At 73.8% G+C, this 17440-nt stretch carries 14 protein-coding genes; 2 read left to right on the top strand and 12 right to left on the bottom strand.

Annotation, left to right across the window (positions count from 1 at the left end):
• The first annotated feature begins 8 nt into the window (after positions 1-8).
• Together EXW95_RS00190 and EXW95_RS00185 are read left to right on the top strand one after the other, a co-directional pair.
• Positions 9-377: a rhodanese-like domain-containing protein gene (locus EXW95_RS00190; protein WP_174365820.1), complete on the top strand. Its 369-nt coding sequence runs from the start codon at positions 9-11 to the stop codon at positions 375-377.
• Positions 378-423: 46 nt separating this feature from the next.
• Positions 424-987, top strand: a complete 564-nt coding sequence (locus tag EXW95_RS00185) for a methyltransferase domain-containing protein (RefSeq protein ID WP_174365819.1) — start codon at positions 424-426, stop codon at positions 985-987.
• Positions 988-1014: 27 nt separating this feature from the next.
• Here the strand turns inward: EXW95_RS00185 and cydB are convergent, their stop codons facing one another.
• The 12 genes from cydB to EXW95_RS00125 form a co-directional block, all read right to left on the bottom strand.
• Positions 1015-2049: a cytochrome d ubiquinol oxidase subunit II gene (cydB, locus tag EXW95_RS00180; RefSeq protein WP_119672885.1), complete on the bottom strand. Its 1035-nt coding sequence runs from the start codon at positions 2047-2049 to the stop codon at positions 1015-1017.
• Entirely contained in the window at positions 2046-3461 is a 1416-nt protein-coding gene (locus EXW95_RS00175) for a cytochrome ubiquinol oxidase subunit I (protein ID WP_174365818.1), read from the bottom strand. The genes cydB and EXW95_RS00175 overlap by 4 nt, the downstream gene beginning before the upstream one ends.
• The gene (gene cydC, locus EXW95_RS00170) at positions 3458-5095 is read right to left on the bottom strand and encodes a thiol reductant ABC exporter subunit CydC (RefSeq protein WP_174365817.1); all 1638 of its coding nucleotides are present in this window, start codon (positions 5093-5095) and stop codon (positions 3458-3460) included. Before cydC ends, EXW95_RS00175 begins: the two co-directional genes overlap by 4 nt.
• A complete protein-coding gene (locus EXW95_RS00165) occupies positions 5092-6786 on the bottom strand; it encodes an ABC transporter ATP-binding protein/permease (RefSeq protein ID WP_371809839.1) in 1695 nt (564 codons plus the stop codon). Before EXW95_RS00165 ends, cydC begins: the two co-directional genes overlap by 4 nt.
• Positions 6787-6831: 45 nt before the next feature.
• On the bottom strand, positions 6832-7215 hold the full coding sequence (locus tag EXW95_RS00160) for a hypothetical protein (RefSeq protein ID WP_174365816.1): 384 nt from the start codon (positions 7213-7215) through the stop codon (positions 6832-6834).
• Between the two features lie 17 nt (positions 7216-7232).
• Positions 7233-8036: an MFS transporter gene (locus tag EXW95_RS00155; RefSeq protein WP_174365815.1), complete on the bottom strand. Its 804-nt coding sequence runs from the start codon at positions 8034-8036 to the stop codon at positions 7233-7235.
• Positions 8033-9235 carry a hypothetical protein gene (locus tag EXW95_RS00150; protein ID WP_174365814.1) on the bottom strand — a complete coding sequence of 401 codons (1203 nt, stop codon included), beginning with the start codon at positions 9233-9235 and terminating at the stop codon, positions 8033-8035. Before EXW95_RS00150 ends, EXW95_RS00155 begins: the two co-directional genes overlap by 4 nt.
• Positions 9236-9407: 172 nt before the next feature.
• Entirely contained in the window at positions 9408-12836 is a 3429-nt protein-coding gene (locus EXW95_RS00145) for an efflux RND transporter permease subunit (RefSeq protein WP_174365813.1), read from the bottom strand.
• Positions 12833-14083, bottom strand: coding sequence for an efflux RND transporter periplasmic adaptor subunit (locus EXW95_RS00140; RefSeq protein ID WP_174365812.1), 1251 nt, complete (start codon positions 14081-14083; stop codon positions 12833-12835). The genes EXW95_RS00145 and EXW95_RS00140 overlap by 4 nt, the downstream gene beginning before the upstream one ends.
• The gene (locus EXW95_RS00135) at positions 14083-15165 is read right to left on the bottom strand and encodes a TolC family protein (protein ID WP_174365811.1); all 1083 of its coding nucleotides are present in this window, start codon (positions 15163-15165) and stop codon (positions 14083-14085) included. Before EXW95_RS00135 ends, EXW95_RS00140 begins: the two co-directional genes overlap by 1 nt.
• Positions 15162-16655, bottom strand: a complete 1494-nt coding sequence (locus tag EXW95_RS00130; protein WP_174365810.1) for a TolC family protein — start codon at positions 16653-16655, stop codon at positions 15162-15164. The genes EXW95_RS00135 and EXW95_RS00130 overlap by 4 nt, the downstream gene beginning before the upstream one ends.
• Positions 16656-16834: 179 nt before the next feature.
• Positions 16835-17422: a TetR/AcrR family transcriptional regulator gene (locus EXW95_RS00125; RefSeq protein WP_174365809.1), complete on the bottom strand. Its 588-nt coding sequence runs from the start codon at positions 17420-17422 to the stop codon at positions 16835-16837.
• Between the last annotated feature and the right edge of the window lie 18 nt (positions 17423-17440).

Genomic DNA, 17440 nt, shown 5'->3' with positions numbered 1-17440 from the left:
GCCCCCCCATGCGACCCACCCTGCTGATCGGCCTGCTCACCCTGAGCGCCTGCGCGCCCCGCGCCGCCACGTACACCACCATCCCCGTCCAGGACCTGCGCGCCGCTCAGGCGAAGGGCGAGTACGTCCTGGACGTCCGCACCGACGCCGAATACAAGGAAGGGCACGTCCCCGGCGCGGCGCTGCTGCCGCTGGCGGATCTGGGCGCCCGCATGAACGAGGTCCCGAAGGACCGCCCGGTGTACGTCATCTGCCGCAGCGGCAACCGCAGCGCCCAGGCCAGCGCGCAACTCGTGAAGGCCGGGTACACCCGCGTGTTCAACGTGGACGGCGGCATGAACGCCTGGACGTCAGCCGGGTACCCCGTTCAGCGCTGAGCCCGCCAGGCACGGAACCCGCCGCGTCCCATGCCAGACTGCGTGCATGTCCGAACCCCTCAGGGTCATCATCGGCGCCGGCGCCCAGGCGTGGCCCGGCTGGATTCCCACCCAGCGTGACCAGCTCGACCTGACCGACCGCGCCAGCTTCGAGCGGTACTTCGGGGATCGCCGCGCCGACGCGCTGCTATGCGAGCACGTCTGGGAGCACCTCACCCCCGAGCAGGGACGCGAGGCCGCGCGCCTGTGCCTGGACTACCTGAAGCCCGGCGGCTGGCTGCGCTGCGCCGTCCCTGACGCCAACTTCCCCGATGAGGCGTACCAGCGCACCGTGCAGGTCGGGGGGCCCGGCCCGGCCGACCACCCGGCCGCCGACCATCACGTCGTGTACGACGCCCCCACCTTCCGCGCGGTGTTCGAGGCTGCGGGCTTCGAGGTGGACCTGCTCGAATACTGCGACGACACGGGCCGCTTCCACTACCACGGCTGGGACGTCTCGACCGGCCCGGTGTACCGCTCGCTGCTGCTCGACCACCGCAACCGCGGCGGACACCTGGGCTTCGTCTCCCTGATTCTGGACGCCCGGAAACCCGGCGGGACCCCGGACTGAAGCCGCGTCCTGCCGGGGCTGAGGCTATCAGTCGTGGCCGCCGGGGATCTTCTCGTCGTGCGCGCGGATGCGCTGGCGGAACACGTAGAAGTTCCAGGCCTGGTACCCGATGATCAGCGGCAGGAAGGCGGCGCCCACCCAGGTCAGGAGCCGCAGGGTGTACGGTTCGGACGCGGTGTTCTGCACGGTGAGGTTGTACGCGTCGCCCAGGGTGCTGGGCAGCACGTTCGGGTAGAGGCTGCCGAAGATGGTGGCGGTGGAGAAGACGATGGTGAGGCCGGTGGCGGCGAACGCCAGTGCGTCGCGCCCTAGGGTGAGGGCCAGCCAGATCAGGCCGAGGTTCACGGCGGCCGCCAGGGGGAACAGCCATTCCTGGAGGCCGTAGGTGCCGAACAGCCCGGTGCGGATGAAGCCCTGGTACACGAAGGCCAGGACCAGCGCGGAGGCGACGGCGCCCCAGATCAGCGCGGCGCGGCGGGCGCGGCCGTGCAGCACGTCGTTGTCGTCGAGGCGCAGCAGCAGATACGTCGCGCCGTGCAGGACGAACAGGCTCAGGGTGGCGAGGCCCCCCAGGACGCTGAAGGTGTTCACGGAGTACAGCAGGCTCCCGTCGAAGCGGCCGCTGGCGTCGATGGGCAGGCCGCGCACCATGTTCGCCATGATCGCGCCCCACAGGAAGGCGGGCAGGAGGTTCGTGACGAAGCTGGTCACGTCCCAGAAGGTGCGCCAGCGGCGGTGGTTGATCTCCGCGCGGTACTCGAAGGCCACGCCGCGCCCGATCAGGGCGAGCAGGATCAGCGTGAATTCGGGGTACAGGGCGGTCATCAGCGTGCCGTACCAGTGGGGGAACGCGGCGAAGATCACCCCGGCGGCCAGGATCACCCAGACCTCGTTCGCGGCCCAGAACGGGCCGACGGTGCGGATCATGGCGCGCCGCTCGGCCTCGGTGCGGGCCAGGAAGGGCTGCAGGGCGCCGACGCCGAAGTCGAAGCCGTCCAGGAAGAAGTAGATCGCGAAGATGGCGGCGGTCAGGATGAACCAGAGGGTGGGGAGGTCGGTCATGCGCGCGCTCCTTCGGGGACGTAGTCCGGGGCGGGGACCGAGGGCGTCTCGACGTCCGGTTCATGCATCCCGGCGCGGGCGGTGCGGGTCAGCAGGAACACGTCGAGGCCGATCAGCGTGAGGTACACCACCCAGAACGCCGCGAGCGACAGCAGCACCCACAGCGGGTTGAGCTGACTGACGGCGTCCCCGGTGCGCAGCAGGCCCTGCACGATCCACGGCTGGCGGCCCATCTCGGTGGCGATCCATCCGCTGAAGTTCGCCAGATGCGGGGCCAGGGGCATGGCCAGCAGCAGCGGGTACAGCCGCCCCGGATCGTCGAGCTTGCCCTGCCGCCAGCGCCACACGTACACCAGGGTCACGAGCAGCATCAGGAAGCCCAGGCCGACCATCACGCGGAACGACCAGTACACCGGCCACACCCACGGCGTGTAGTTGCCCGGGCCGTACTTGGCTTCATACTCCCGCTGGAGATCGTTGATCCCCTTGGCTTTCTCGGTGAAGTTGTTGAACGCCAGGAACGATCCGACGTACGGCACGCTGAGTTCGAAGCGGTTCTCCCGCGCGGCGTTGCTGGGCAGCGCGATGAGGCTCTCGGGCATCTGGTTGCCTTCCGGCGTGTCCCACAGGGCGCTGAACGCCGCGTACTTCATGGGCTGGTCGCGCACGGCGCTCTGGCCCTGCTCGTGCCCGGCGAGGATCACGCCGCCCGACCCGATCAGCGCGGTGATCAGCGCCACGCGGAAGCTGACGCGGAACGCCTCGACGTTCGCGCGGCGGCGCAGGTGGTACGCGCTGACGGCCAGCACGAAGAACGCCGCGACGGTCAGGCTACCCGCCCAGATGTGCGCGAACCACTCCAGGCCCTTGGGGTTCGTGACGATCGCCCACGCGTCGGTCATCACGGCCCGGCCGTCCTTGATCTCGAAGCCGACGGGGTGCTGCATCCAGGCGTTGGCGATGATGATCCAGAAGGCGCTGATGGTCGTCCCGGCGGCGACGATCCAGATGCTCGCGAGGCTCGCCCAGGCGGGGAGGCGGTCCTTGCCGAACCACCACAGGCCCAGGAAGGTGCTTTCCAGGAAGAAGGCCATCAGGACCTCCAGCGCCAGCGGGATGCCGAAGATGTTCCCGACGAAGTTCGAGAAGCCCTGCCAGTTCATGCCGAACTGGAATTCCTGCACGATGCCGGTCACGACGCCCACCGCGAAGTTGATGAAGAAGAGGTGCCCGAAGAAGCGCGTGAGGTTCTCCAGTTTCGGGTCGCCGCTGCGGTACGCCAGCGTCTGCAGGATGGCGATGATCAGGGCGAAGCCGACGGTGAACGGCACGAAGAAGTAGTGGAAGATGCTGGTCGTGGCGAACTGGAAGCGCGACAGGTCCAGCGTGGAGAAGCCCAGGATCTCGTTCATATGACCTTCTTCTGGATGGAGGTGGAGAGGGGATGCCACCCGCCGTCTGCGAGCCGGTAGACCCGATCGGCGAGGGTCAGTGGCGCGGGCCGGTGCGTGACGAGCAGCAGGGTCCGACCGGCGCACTCGCGGCCCAGGACGCTCAGGACGCGGGCCTCGGTGTCCGGGTCGAGGTGCGCGGTGGGTTCGTCCAGCAGCAGCACGTCCGAGCGTTTCAGCAGCGCGCGGGCCAGACTCACGCGGGCGCGCTGCCCGCCGGACAGGCGGGTACCGCCCTCGCCGACCCAGGTGTCCAGCGGCAGGTCCTCCAGGCCCAGGTCGTCCAGCAGGGCCCGCAGCCGCTCGGGGGGCGCGTGCGGGTCGCCGAGGCGCAGGTTCTCCTCGATCGTGCCATCCAGCAGCGGCGCGTCCTGCTCGTGCAGGCTCAGGCGGGCGCGCAGGTCCGCCAGGGCCAGGGTGCGCAGGTCCGTCCCGCCCAGCGTCACCCGACCGGCGGTGGGGTCGAGGTCGCGGCTGATCAGGCCCAGCAGGGTGCTCTTGCCCGCGCCGCTGGGGCCGGTGACGGCCACCCGCGCGCCGGGCGGGAGGTGCAGGGTCACGCCGCGCAACAGGTCGCGCCTGCCGCGCGTGAGTCCCACGCCGTCCAGGGTCAGGGGCAGTGGCCCGGGCGGCAGGGCTGACGGATGGTCAGGATTGGTCACGGCGGGCTGCACCGCCGAGAGTTCCTCGTCCCGTTCCTGCGCTGCCCGGGCCGCCGCGTGCGCGCCGGGCACCAGCGCGAGCGGGCTCAGCGCGTCGAAACTCGCAGCGGCCAGCAGCACGACCGCCGCCAGCCACGCGCCGCCCAGCGCGCCCGTCTCGACCAGCGTCAGGCCGCGCGTGAGGACCAGCGTGAAACTCAGGGTGAACAGCGTCTCGCGGCCCAGCGTCAGGCGGGTCTGGAGGCGACCCTGCGCCCCGGTCACGCGGCGCAGCTGCCCGTTCAGGGCGTCCAGGCGGGGCGCCCACAGCCGCGCCGCGCCGTCCGCGCTGGCACTCAGCGCGTCGAGCAGCGCCGCGCCGTGCTCGCGGGCCACCCTCGCCTCCTCACGGGCCAGTTCCGCCGCCCTCGTGCGGGCCAGCCAGGGCAGCGCCGCCGCCAGCAGCAGCGGTCCCAGCACGCTCAGGCCCAGGCGGGCGTCCAGGCTCAGCAGCCAGCCACCCGCCAGCAGCGCGGCGCCCGCGAAACCCAGCAGCGGCAGGGTCACGCGCAGCGCCGCGAACTGCCGCGCGTCGAGGTCCGCGCCGCTGCGCGCGAGCAGGTCACCGCTGCGTTCGCGGGCCAGCAGGTCCCGCCCGAACCGTGAGACGCGGTCGAACAGCGCCGCCCGCCCCGCCTCCCCGGCCCGCAGGGCGGCGGCGTGCCCGGTCAGGCGTTCGGCGTAGCGTAGGCCCGCGCGGCCCACGCCCAGCCCGCGCACCAGGGTCACGAGCAGCGTCAGGCTCAGGAACACCTCGGGCCGCAGCGCCGCGCGGGCGATCAGGCGACCCGACGCGCCCGCCAGCGCCACACCCGCCAGGGTGGCCGCGACGCCCAGCAGCGCCGGGAGGACGAAGGGCCGCCAGCCTCCGGCGCGCCTGACGGGGCCGGTCATGGGGCCTCCAGGGTCAGGGTGCGCCAGCCGGGCGGTGGGTCGCGGTGCGTGACGAGCAGCGCGGTCCGCCCCCGCGCGGCCCGGCCGATCAGCGCGTGCAGGTCCCGCGCGGTGTCCCCGTCCAGGTGGGCGGTGACCTCGTCGAGGAGGAGCAGGTCCGCGCCGGAGAGCAGCGCGCGGGCCAGGGCCAGCCGGGCCGTCTCCCCGCCGGACAGGCGCGTGCCGCCCTCGCCCAGTGGGGCGTCCAGCGTGCCGGGCAGCGCGGCGATCACGCCGTCCAGTCCCACCTCGCGCAGCGCGGTCCACAGCGCCCCGTCGTCCGCGTCGGGCGCGGCGAGGCGCAGGTTGTCGCGCACGCTGGCCGCCAGCAGGCGTGGGGCCTGGGGGACGAGGGCCACCCGGCGCGCCCAGCGGTCCGCGTTCAGGTCATCCAGCGGGACGCCGCCCACGGTCACCTGCCCGGTGTGCGCCACGTACTTCCCCAGCGCGTGCAGCAGCGCGCTCTTGCCGACGCCGCTCGGACCGCGCAGGGCGACGTGCTCGCCACTGGCGACCGTGCCGGTCAGGGTGGCGGTCACGCCCGGCAGGTCGGCCCGCGCGCCGTGGAAGGTCAGTTCAGGGGCGCCGGGCGGCGCGTCCCGCGTTCCCTCGGGCGCGCCGGGCACGGCGTCCAGCGCCGCCAGATCGCGCGCCAGAGGTTCGGCGTCCAGCGCCGCGTGGCGGTCCGCGCCGAGCTGCCGCAGCGGCCCGAAGAACTCCGGGACGAGCATCAGCGCGGCCAGCGTGGGCGCCAGGGTCGCCTCACCCCCGAAGAGCCTCACGCCGATCCACACGGCCACCAGCGCGGTGGCGAGGGTCGCGGCGAACTCCATCACGAAGCCCGACAGGAACGCCACGCGCAGCACCCGCAGGGTCGCCTCGCGGTGCGCGCCGGCCGAGCGGACGAGCACGTCCCGGTAGGTGGGCACCGCCCCGAAGGCGTGCAGGGTCGGCAGGTGCCGCGTCAGGGTCAGCAGCCGCACCGCGAGCCGGGTGTGCCGCGCCCACTGCGCCTGCGTGGCGGCGTGCGTGGCGAGCCCCACGAGGTACAGGAACACCACGGTCAGCGGTCCGGTCACGAGCAGCAGCGCGGCGGTCGCCGGGTCCAGCCACGCGGTCACGCCCAGCGCGACGATCGCGCAGATCGCCGCGTGCGCCCGGCCCGGCAGGAAGCGCGCGTAATACGGCGCGAGGCGCGGCCCCAGGTCGCTGCTCAGCGTCACGAGGTCCGCCGCGCGCCGCCCGGAAAGCGCCACCGGGCCCAGCGCCAGCAGCCGCGCCGTGAGCTGCCCGCGCTGCCACGCGGTCGCGTGCGCGGCCAGCTGCGCCGACAGCGCCTCGCGCGCCGCGCCGGTCAGGGCCCGCACGCCCAGACCCAGCGCAGCCCCCAACAGTTCGCCGATGACCGGCAGCCGGGCGGGTGGGGTCAGCACCCCGGCGATGCTCCGCGCGGCGAGCACGAAGGCCAGCGCGGTGCCCAGCGCGCCCAGCAGGCTCAGCGCGGCGCCCAGCGCGAGGGGAGGCTTCAGTCCGGGCGGGGCGTTCAGGGCGCGCCGGACCGGGTCCGGGGGGCGCGGGCGGGTCATCCGGGGCGTGATGGACACCATGCGTCCAGCCTGCGCCTCCGGTCCGCGCAGAAGCGAGGGGCGCACGTCCTGAACTTCACATGCTGTCCTCACCGCACCTGAAGCGGACCTTCACACGACCGGCACGGCGCGCCCGCCGGAATCCCGGATCCGTCCCAGCAGCAGCGGCGCGGCGAACACCAGCAGCGCCGCCGCCAGCAACCCCCCGCGCGCCCCGACCGCCGCACCCAGCGCGCCGCCCAGCGCCGCACCCAGCGGCAGGCTGCCCCACAGCAGCGTGCGCGACGCGGTCGCCACCCGCGCCTCCATCCCCACCGGGGACAGCGCCTGCCGCAGCGTGTCCTGCCGGATGTTGTACGTGACCGTGCAGGCCGTGCCCAGCGCCCGCCCCAGCAGGATCAGGCTCAGCCCCCAGCCCGCGCCGCCCAGCGGCACCAGCAGGCCCGACGCGGCCAGTGCCAGCAGCGCGCGGCGCAGCAACGTCTCGTCGGGCACCTGCGCCGTGCGGCGACTCAGCCACGCGCCAGCCAGCCCCCCAGCCCGCTGACGGTCAGGACGATCCCCATCACGACCGGCGACACCCCCACCACCCGCAGCAGGTAGTACGACAGCAGCGTGAACGTCATGGCGCGCGACAGGTTCACGAACGCCGCCGTCAGCGCCAGCCGCCGCAGCGTCCCGTGCCCCCACACGAACCGCAGCCCGTCCGCCGCAGCCCGCAGCAGCGTCCCCGTTGACCGCGCCTGCACCGCCGGGGCAGGCACCCGCGCCAGGCGCGCCCCCGCCGCCAGGAAACTCAGCGACTCGGCCAGCAGCGCGACCCCCACCCCCAGCGACCCGATCAGCAGGCCGCTCAGGCCGGGTGCGACCGTCAGCGCCACCTGCTCCCCGGTCTGCACCGCGCGGTTCGCGTCCGCGCGGTCTTCCAGCCCGGCCAGCCAGCGCTGCAGCGCCGCGTCGTGCAGCGCCCCGAGTGCTCCCAGCGTCAGCGCGACCGCCGCGAGCACGCCGGCGCCCAGCAGCCCGGCGTGCGCCAGGCCCGCCGCGAGCAGCAGCGTCCCCGCCCGCGCGGCGTGCATGAACAGCATCACGCCGCGCGGCGCGAGCCGGTCCGCCAGCGCCCCCAGGAACAGGCCCAGCAGCAGGTGCGGCAGGAAAGCCGCCGCCGTGATCAGCCCCAGCGTCAGCGGCGTGCTGCCCGGCAGGCCCGAGGCGATCACCGGCAGGCTCAGCGCGCCCAGCTGCTGCCCCGCCGCGCCCAGCGCGCCCGCCTGCCCCAGTTGCGCCGCCACCCGTGCGGGCGCGCGGGCGGTCACGACCTGCCGTCCAGCCGGGCGCACAGCCAGGCGTCCTGACCGTCCAGTTCGGCGTCCGTGCGGCCCAGCAGCAGCGCCGCCACCCGGTTCGCGCCGCCCCACCGCGCGCCGTCCCAGACCATCACCGGCAGCAGGCGGCCCTCCTCCCAGCCCTCGCCCACGCGGGCGCACAGGTCGTCCAGGGTGCGGTCGGACGGGTGCAGCACCAGCCGCGCCTGCAGGCCCAGCAGGCCCAGCTGCGGGGCGAGCAGCCCCGCGAGGCTGCCGCCGGTCAGGCGCGGATTGACCTCGGCGACGAGCACCTCCACGCCGGTGTCCATCAGGTCCACGCCGAGCACGCCCCGGTAGCCGCGCGCCGCGCACGCCTGCGCGACCTCCAGCGCGACCGGCGCGTACCGCTCCGCGCGGGCCAGGGGCCGCAGGTCGACGCCCGCGAAGCGCGGCCCCGCGAGGCGCTGCGTGGTCAGGCCCAGCAGGCACACCTCGCCCGACGGCAGGACCGCCAGCTGCGCGCTGGGGCTCAGGTCGACGCTCAGGCGCGGTTCGAGCAGCAGCGGCGTGCCCGCCGGGTAGCGCGCCGCCGCGTCCGCCAGCGCCGCGCGGTCCGGGCAGAAGTGCACGTCCGCGCCGCCCCCGGTGGGCGCGTGACTGGCCTTGAGCACCCAGCCGTGCGGGGCATTCCGCAGCGCGCGGGTCGCGGCCTGCAGCGCCGACGGCTCGTTGCGCAGCGTGCGGCGCGGCGCGAGGCGACCGGTCAGGGCGTCCAGCTGCCCCTTGTCCGCCAGCCGGGTCAGCAGCGCCGGGTCCAGGGCCGCCCCCTCGGGCGGCAGGTCGTCCGGATGCTGCGGGAACATCGTCACCAGTGGGCCGCAGCGCCGCGCGAGGTCCGCCAGCACGGCGCGGTACTCACCTCGCGAGGTGTACAGCGTCACGCGCGGCAGTTCGAAGCCCGCGCGGGCGAGCAGCGCCGCGACCTGCGGCGTCCAGCTGGCCGGGTGCGCGGCCAGCTCCAGTCCACCGAACAGGCCGTTGGTGCCGCCCAGGCCCACGTCGGTGTCCAGGTCGCTGCGGCCGAACAGTGGATTGCCGTACGGCAGGCGGTACGTGGCGGCCCGGCCGGGCAGCAACTGCGCGGGCGTGAACGGAAAGGACGGACTCAGGCGGGGTCGGGACTCCGGCACGGGCACGGTGAGGGTCATGGCACTCCAGGGCAACAGGCGAGAACGGGGGCCGGGGGCGTCAGCCGTCAGCATGCGCCGCCCACGCCAGCCCTGCACGCCAGATTGACCACCCGTCCGCACACGTCAGGCCGTGGAGGGGCAGACAGAGGGGGGGAGGCGTCCTCCCCCCCCTCTGCTGGTCCGTCGCGGGTCAGTCTCCGGCGCCCAGTGGGGTCTGTGGGCCGCTGGGCGCAGACTGGACGTCCGGCTGGAGGCGGCGGCGTTCGAACACCCAGAACACGCTGGGCACGACGTAAAAGGTCAGCAGCGTGGAGGTGATGACCCCGCCGAGGATCACGATGCCCAGGCCGCGGCGGAACTCGGCGCCTTCGCCCTGGCCGAGGACCAGGGGGATGCTGATCACGAGGACGGTCAGGGTGGTCATGATGATCGGGCGGAAGCGCAGTTCGGCGGCTTCCAGCAGCGCCTCGCGCAGTGGGAGGGACCGGGCGCGTTCCGTGACGAATTCGAGGTACAGGATGGAGTTCTTGGTGCTCAGGCCCAGCAGGATGACCATGCCGAGGACCGTGATCACGTCGAGGTTCACGCCGAAGAAGTTCAGTGTCCAGATCGCGCCGACGACCGCGATGGGAATGGGCAGTTGCAGGTAGATGGGGTAGCGGAAGGAGTTGAACTGGCTGCCCAGCACGAGGTACGTGAGGATGATCGCCAGGAGCATCAGGATCGGGCCGTAGAACACGAGGTCCCCGGTGAGGCCCGCGCTGCCGAAGGCGCTGGCGTTCCCGAGCGTCACGCCGCCCGCGAGCAGTCCGGCCTTCTCGACGCGGGTGACGAGTTCACGCTGGTACGCGAAGGGGTTCGGGCCGCCCTTGACGACGTTGATGTTCAGGGTGGCGGTGTAGGCCTTGTTCAGGCGCAGCAGCGTGGCGGGGGCCTGCGCCAGCTGGAACGCGCCCAGCTGCGAGAGGGGCACGTTGGCGCTCAGGGCGGGGGCGTACACGGTCTGCGTCAGCAGGCTCTGTTCGCTGCTGATCAGCGCGGGGTCGAGCCGCACGACGATGTCGACGCTGCGGTCCCCGTCGCGCACCGTGCCGGCGGTCGTGCCGTCGTTGTAGGTGCGCAGGGCCTGCGCGACGTCGGTGGCGCTCAGGCCGGTGCCGGTCAGGCGGGTGGCGTCGGGCGTGAAGGTGCGTTCCTGGCGGGTGGCGCTGAGGCTGCTCTCGACGCTGCGGAGGTTGGGGTCCTGCGCGAGGAGCCGCACGACCTCGCGGTTGCGCTGTTCGAGGAGCGCCTGGTTGGGCGCGGTGAGGGCCAGGGAGATGTCGGCGCTGCCGCCGGGGCCGGTCTGCTGCGTGCCGACGCGCAGTTCACTGCCGGGCGTGCGGGTGCCGATGGGGGTCAGCACTCGGGTGTACTGCTCGACGAGCGTGTCGATGCCGGGCCGTTCGGCCTTGTCGATCAGGGTGACGGTCAGGGTGGCCTCGTTGGCGCTGGCGCCGCTGACGCCGTTTCCGGCGCCGACGCTGGTCTCGACGAGTTTCACCTCGGGCCGTTTCAGCAGGGCGTCCTCGAGCTGCCCGGTGACGCGGTTGGTGGTGTTCAGGTCGGTGCCGACCGGGAGGCTGAGGTCGACCGCGACGATGCCGCTGTCGGATTTGGGTGTGAACGCGAAGCCGACGCCTCGCATGGCCAGGGGCGCGCTGAGCAGGAACAGTCCGGCGATCAGCATGACCAGCCAGGGGCGGCGCAGCGCGCTGTCGAGGCTGCGGGCGTAGGCGCGGGCGGTGCGCTGCACGCCGCCGTTCGTCAGGCCGTGCAGGGTGCCGGTGACGGCTTCCAGCAGGGCGAAGAGCAGACCCAGCACGTAGCGCGTCACGGCCAGCGTCAGCGGGGCCAGCAGGGACGCCACGCCGATCGCGACCGGGAGGGGCAGTCCGGCCGCCCTGAGCAGGACCGACCCGGCGGCGCCCGCCAGCAGCAGCCCCAGCCAGCCGCCGAAGGACCGCACGGCCCGCAGGCTGGACTGCAGCAGCGCCGGGAAGCGGGCCAGCACGCCGGGCAGCTGCGCCCAGCCGATGGGCTGCGGGTCGTTGGTGTACGCCATGCGCACCGTGAGGAACAGCAGGCTCTCCAGCCACGACAGCACGATGGCCGCGGCGATGCCCAGCCCGAACTGGCTGAAGAACTGCCCCAGGATGCCGGGCATCAGGCTCAGGGGAATCAGCACGGCGAGCAGCGCGAAACTCGCGGCGGTCACGGCGCTGAAGACCTCGCTGCCGCCCAGCAGGACGCTGCGCAGGCGGCTGTAGCCCAGGTCGCGGTAGCGCTGCACGTTCTCCGCGACGACGATCGAGTCGTCCACGACGATGCCGATCGCGACGATGATCGCCAGCAGCGAGATGATGTTGAACGTGAAGCCCAGCGTGGCGTACAGCAGCGGCGCGGCGCTGATCGAGATGGGAATGGCCAGCACGACCGACAGCACGGTGTTCAGGCGGCCCAGGAACAGCAGGCAGATGATGCCGACCGCGCCGATGGCGAGCAGGAATTCCTTGAAGGTGTCCTTGACGCTGCCCAGCGTGGCGCGGGTGGTGTCGCTGGCGATCTTCAGCTCGTAGCCCCTGGGGAGTGGCTGGGCCTGCATGGCGGCGCGGACGGCGTCGGCCACCGCGACCGAGTTCGTGCCGCTGCCCTTGCGGACACTCAGCAGCACGGCGGGCTGCCCGTTGAAGCGCGCGAGGCTGCTGGCGTCCTCGGCGGCGTCGCGCACGCGGGCGACGTCCCCGACCTGCACGCCGCTGGCGCTGTCCAGGGTGATGGCGGCGACGTCGGCAGCGCTGCGGGGGGTGTTGCGGGTGGCGTACTGCGTCTGCGTGCCGCCCTGCGAGACGGTCCCGGCCGGGAGGTCCAGGGCGCTGGCGCCGATCGCCTGCGTGACCCGCGCGGGACTCAGGTTGTAGGACTGCAGCCGGGCCGGGTCGAGCAGCACCTGCACCTGCCGGGCGGGACCGCCGGTGACGTTCACGTCGGCGACGCCCTCCACGCGTTCCAGGCGCGGCACGAGGACGTCCTCGGCGTAGGTGGTGACCTGCGCGGGGGGGTTGCTGCCGCCCAGCAGCGCCAGGGTCAGAATCGGGGTGGCGTTCGGGTCGAACTTCTGCACGACCGGGGCGCGGGCGCCGTCGGGCAGCGTGCCGCGGATCGCGGCGACGGCCTGCGACACGCTGTTGGCCGCACTGTCCACGTCGGTGTCGTCACTGAAGGTGATCACGACCGCCGACTGGTTGCTGACCGAGGTGGTGTTGATGTCCTGCACGCCGGCCAGGGTGCTGACGGCGTCCTCGACGCGGCGGCTGACCTCGCGGTCCACCTGGTCGGGGTTCGCGCCGGGGTACGCGGTACTGACCGCGAGGACCGGCACCTCGAAGTTCGGCAGGAGTTCCACGCCCAGCCGGAAGGTCGCGGCGAGGCCCGCCAGGACCAGCAGCACGAAGATGCCCACCGAGAACACGTAATTCTTGACGCTGAAGCGCACCAGCGGGTGAACCTTCGGTTCGGGCGTGCCGTCGGGCAGCGTGCCCTGCGGGAGGTTGAAGTCCGGGGGTTCGTGGGTGCTCACGGGGTCGCTCCGGTCTGCGGGGCGGTCTGGGCGCCGGTCTGCACGCGCGAGCCGTCCTGCAGGCTGGCGGGCACGGGACTGACGACTGCGGCGCCCGCGTCGAGGCCGCGCACGGCGACGAGCGCGCCGCTCTCGGCGACCACGCTGACCGGGGTGCGGCGGGCGACGCCGCCGCTGACGGTGTACACGACGTTCTCGCCCGCGTCGGCCTGCACGGCGCCGCTGGGGACGAGCAGGCCCTGGCCCAGCTGCACGCGGTAGCGGACCTGCGCCGCCCCGCCCACCGGGAGGTCCGCGCCGCCCTGCACGCGGGCCGTGACGGGCACCAGGCGGTTCGTTCCGGCGACGCCGGGCGCGCCGGTCACCACGCCGACGTAGTTCACGCCGCCGTACCCGACGTTCAGGCGCGCCCCGCCTACCAGGGTGGCGGCGTCGGCGGCGGGCACGTTGAACGTCACGCGCAGGCTGCCGGGGTCCACGAGGCGGGCGACGGCGCTGCCCTGCCCGGCGAACTCGCCGACCTCGACGTTCAGCGTGGCGACGGTGCCCGCGAAGGGGGCGCGCACCGCGGTGCGGGCGAGGTTCTGTTCGGCCTGCTGCACGCTGGCGCGCGCCTGCGCGAGCTGCGCTTCCTGCAGCGGCACGCTGCCCTGGGCGCTCTGGCCGTTCTGCGCGAGGTTCGCGCGGGCCTGCGCCAGGGCGCTCTGCGCCTGGGCCAGCTGCGCGCGGGCCGCCTGCACGTCGGACAGGCTGATGCCGCCCAGGCGGTAGAGGTTCTCGGCGCTCTGCGCGCCGGCCTGCGCCTGCGCGAGGCTGGCCTGCGCGGCCGTGACAGCGGCGTTCAGGGTGCCTGTGTTGTTCTGGGTGCTGCGCCGCGTCTGCGCGAGGCTGATCTCGGCCTGCTGCACCTGCAGGCGGGCGTTCTGCAGGGCCTGCAGCTGGGCGGTGTCGTCCAGCTGCGCCAGGACCTGGCCCTGGCTGACCTGATCGCCTTCCTGCACCAGGAGGCGCTGCACGGTCCCGCCGGTCTGCGCGGCGACCTGACTGTCGCGCTGCGCCTCGATGGTGCCGCTGACGCTGCGCTGGGCGTCCAGGGTGCCGCTGCGGGCGGGGGTGGTGGCGACCTGCAGGGTGGTGGTCTTGGCGGGCGCGGCGTCCAGGTCGTTGTTCACGGCCGCCTTCTGGGTGCCGGCGCAGGCGCTCAGGGTCAGCGTCAGGGTCAGCAGGAGGAGGGGGGCGGCGCGCATCAGTTCACCAGTCCCGTCACGTCCTGTCCGGCGGCCGAGCCCAGGGCGGCCAGGGCGCGCCACACGCCGCCTCTGGCCTGCTGCACGCTCAGCTCGGCCTGCTGGGCCTGCACCTGGGCCTGCTGAACCTCGATGGCGGCGGCCGTTCCGGCCTTCAGGCGGGCCTGGGCGTTACGCAGCGCGGTCTGGGCGTTCGCGGCGGCGTCCTGCGCGACGGCGACGCGGGCCTGGGCGTCCTGCGCGCTGCGCCAGGCGTCGCGCACGCCGGTCTGCGCGGCGCGGGCGCCGTCCTCCAGGGCGCGCGAGGCGTTGTCCAGCGCGGTGCGGGCGTCTTCCAGGGTGCGGGCCGGGGTGTAGTCGTTGTCCGCGAGCTTCACCTGCAGCGCGGCGAAGTTCACGCCGCCAGCGGCCTGCACCAGGGACGGCAGGCGTTTCTCCAGTCCGGCCTGCAGCGCGGCGAGCGTCACGCTGAGTTTCGGGGCGTCGCCGGGCGCGGCCAGTTTCAGGTCGGTCCCGGCGGGCAGGTTCAGGGTGCGGGTCAGGCTGGCCTCCAGCACGGGCAGGCTGGCCTGGGCGCTGGCGAGGTCCTGGCGGTCGCTGCTCAGGGCGTTCTGCGCGCGGCTGACGTCGAGGGTCGTGGCGACGCGCGCCGCGAGGCGCGCCTGCGCGATCTTCAGCTGCCGCTCGGACAGGCTGACCTGCGCCTGGGCCAGCGCGGTCCGCTGCGCGGCCTCGAAGGCCTGCACGTAGCCGCTCACGGCGGCCTGCGCCGCGCCGAGCTTCGCGGCGTTCAGCGACGCCGTCTGCGCGGCGACGTCCTGCTCGGCCTGCGTCAGCGTGGTGATGAGGCTGGTCGGATCGGCGCGCACGGCGCGCAGGTTCGCCTGGGCCTTCTGCAGGTTCGCGCGGGCGGTGGTGACGTCCACGCCCTGCGTGACGGCGCGGGTGACGGCGCTGCCGAGGGTCAGGGCGGTGGGGGCAGTGGTGGACTGGGCAGTGGTGCTCTGGGCAGTGGTGCTCTGGGCGTGGGCCAGGGGGCTGGCGGCGCTCAGGGCGAGGATCAGGGTCAGGGTGCGCGTCATGGGCGGCCTCCGGTGGGCAGGGTGGGAAGGGTCAGGAGCAGCGGGTCGAGGTCGGTCGTGGCCTGCGCGAGCGCGGCGCCCGCCACCGCGACGCGGTCGAGCTGGGCGCGCAGGGCCTGCTCGGCCTGCGTGAGGTTCAGGTTGGCCTGCGCGACGTCCAGGCGCGTGGCGAGCCCGGCGTCCAGGCGGGCCTGCGCGGCCTGCGCGGCCAGTTCGGCGGCCTGGACGCGGGTGCGGGCGGCGTCCAGCGCGCCGCGTTCGTCCTGCGCGGCCTGCACTCGGGTGCGGACGTCGAGTTCGGCGCTCTGGCGGGCGGCGTCGAGGGCCAGGGTGGCCTGCTGCACGCCGAGTTCCGCCTGCCGCAGCGCGGCGCTCTCGGTGCTGCCCAGAATCGGAATGGAGGCGCTCAGGGCGAGACTCACGCCGCTGACGGGGCTTTTCGCCTCGCGCAGCGGCACGCTGAGCTGCGCGCCGAGCACGCCGGTCGTGAGGTTCAGGCTGCCGCTGACGGTGCGTCCGGCCGCGCCGGTGGCGCTGGCGAGCTGTCCGGCACTGACGCTGGCGGTCAGGTCCGGCAGGCGGGCCGCCAGGGCGGCGGCGTCGCGGGCGGCCTGCGCGTCGGCCAGGGTGGCCTGCGCGCGGCGCACCTCGGGCCGCTGCGCCAGGGCGTGTGCGATCAGCGCCGCCTCGTCCCCGGCGGGGGTCAGGTCGGGCAGCGGGCGGCTCAGGTCCGGCGCGGCGGGCAGCGGGTCACTGCCCAGCAGGCGCGTGAGGCCCAGCCGGGCCTGCCGGAGTGCCCCGGCGGCGCGGTCGCGGCCCGCCTGGGCGGCCTCCAGGTTCGCCTGACGGTCGAGCAGGGCGCTCTCCGTGAGCAGACCCTGGGCGCGCTGGGCGCGGGCGATGTCCAGCACCTGGGTACTCAGGGTGAGCTGCGCGTCGGCCAGGGTCAGGGCGTCGCTGGCGGCGCGCAGTCCGGCGTAGGCCTGCCACAGCTGCGTGGTCAGGCTGCCGCGCGCGGCGCGCAGGTCCAGCGCGGCCGTCTGCAGGCCGCGTTCGGCGCTGCGCACGCCCTCCAGCAGCGGGGACCAGGGCAGCACGGGCAGGCTGGCAGTCACAGTCAGGGTCCCGTTGCCGGTCCAGTCACCCGTGTCCCAGGGGACCTTCGAGAGGCTGCCGCTGCCGCCGGCAGTCAGGGTCAGTCCGGCGCGCAGGCGGGCGCTGTCGAGTTGCAGCTGCGCCGCGCGGTAGCTCAGGTCGGCCGAGCGCCAGCCGGGGGCGGCGCGCAGCGCGAGCAGCAACGTGTCCAGGGGGGTCGCGGGGCCAGCCGCGGCGGGGGCCGTGACGGCGGAAGCTGCGGTGGCGGGCGTGCCGGTCGGTGTACCTGTCACGGGTGTAGCGGTCGCCGGGGCCGCGTTCTGGGCGGCGGCCGGGCCGAGCAGCAGGGCGATGCTCAGCGCGGCGCGCAGCAGGCGGGGTGATGGGTGGGTCATGTCGGTCCTCGGGGTGGGGGGGTGCGGGGCAGCGGGGGGGCGTCCGGCCAGCATGTGGGGCGCAGGGCCTCTGGTCGTCCGCCGGAAGGCGGAGGGGGGCGCCCGACTTCCCTCATTAACGAGTGAATACTTAGATATGACTGTCATGCCTCGTTCACTCCGGTCTCAGGAAGGCGGGCTCAGGGGGCCATGCCGGGCCACAGCAGGTCCATCAGGCCGCGCACGAAGCGCCCGGACTCCAGGCCGCTGCCCTGGCCGGGCACCATTTCGCGGTGGACGTAATGCGACAGGCTGCCTACGACCGTCAGGGCCGTGACCTCGGCGTCGAGGGGGCGCAGGCGGCCCAGGCGGACCTCGGCTTCGAGGTACGCGGCGATGTTACGGGCGGCGAGCTGCATGGGGTCCCCGAGGCGCATCAGGATCGGGTTGTGTGAGGGATCGTGCCCGCGGGAGAACATCACCATGAGTTTCGGCACGAGCTGCTCGGCCTCGCGCAGCATGCTCAGCAGGGCGCGTTCGAGGTTGCGGCGCACGTCGCCCTGCCCGGCGGCGCCGAGCAGTTCGGCCTGCCAGCGGGCCTGGACGTGCAGGCCGATGGCCGCCACGAAGAGGTCCTCCTTGCTGGCGAAGCGGTTGAACAGGGTGCCCTCGGACACCCCGGCGCGGCGGGCGATGGCGGCGGTGGTGGCGCTGAAGCCCTGCTCGAGAAACACCTCCTGCGCGGCGGCGACGATCGCTTCGTCACTGATCTGACGGGGTCTGGCCATAACTGAGTTCATACTCAG

This window comes from Deinococcus sp. JMULE3, assembly GCF_013337115.1.
GTDB lineage: Bacteria > Deinococcota > Deinococci > Deinococcales > Deinococcaceae > Deinococcus.
This window is presented reverse-complemented; position numbering and strand designations above follow the sequence as displayed.

Bases quoted from the DNA above. Each gene is read 5' to 3' on its own strand.
- EXW95_RS00190 (WP_174365820.1), top strand. From the start codon at position 9: ATGCGACCCACCCTGCTGATCGGCCTGCTCACCCTGAGCGCCTGCGCG.
- EXW95_RS00185 (WP_174365819.1), top strand. From the start codon at position 424: ATGTCCGAACCCCTCAGGGTCATCATCGGCGCCGGCGCCCAGGCGTGG.
- cydB (WP_119672885.1), bottom strand. From the start codon at position 2,049: ATGACCGACCTCCCCACCCTCTGGTTCATCCTGACCGCCGCCATCTTC.
- EXW95_RS00175 (WP_174365818.1), bottom strand. From the start codon at position 3,461: ATGAACGAGATCCTGGGCTTCTCCACGCTGGACCTGTCGCGCTTCCAG.
- cydC (WP_174365817.1), bottom strand. From the start codon at position 5,095: ATGACCGGCCCCGTCAGGCGCGCCGGAGGCTGGCGGCCCTTCGTCCTC.
- EXW95_RS00150 (WP_174365814.1), bottom strand. From the start codon at position 9,235: ATGACCCTCACCGTGCCCGTGCCGGAGTCCCGACCCCGCCTGAGTCCG.
- EXW95_RS00140 (WP_174365812.1), bottom strand. From the start codon at position 14,083: ATGCGCGCCGCCCCCCTCCTCCTGCTGACCCTGACGCTGACCCTGAGC.
- EXW95_RS00135 (WP_174365811.1), bottom strand. From the start codon at position 15,165: ATGACGCGCACCCTGACCCTGATCCTCGCCCTGAGCGCCGCCAGCCCC.
- EXW95_RS00130 (WP_174365810.1), bottom strand. From the start codon at position 16,655: ATGACCCACCCATCACCCCGCCTGCTGCGCGCCGCGCTGAGCATCGCC.
- EXW95_RS00125 (WP_174365809.1), bottom strand. From the start codon at position 17,422: ATGGCCAGACCCCGTCAGATCAGTGACGAAGCGATCGTCGCCGCCGCG.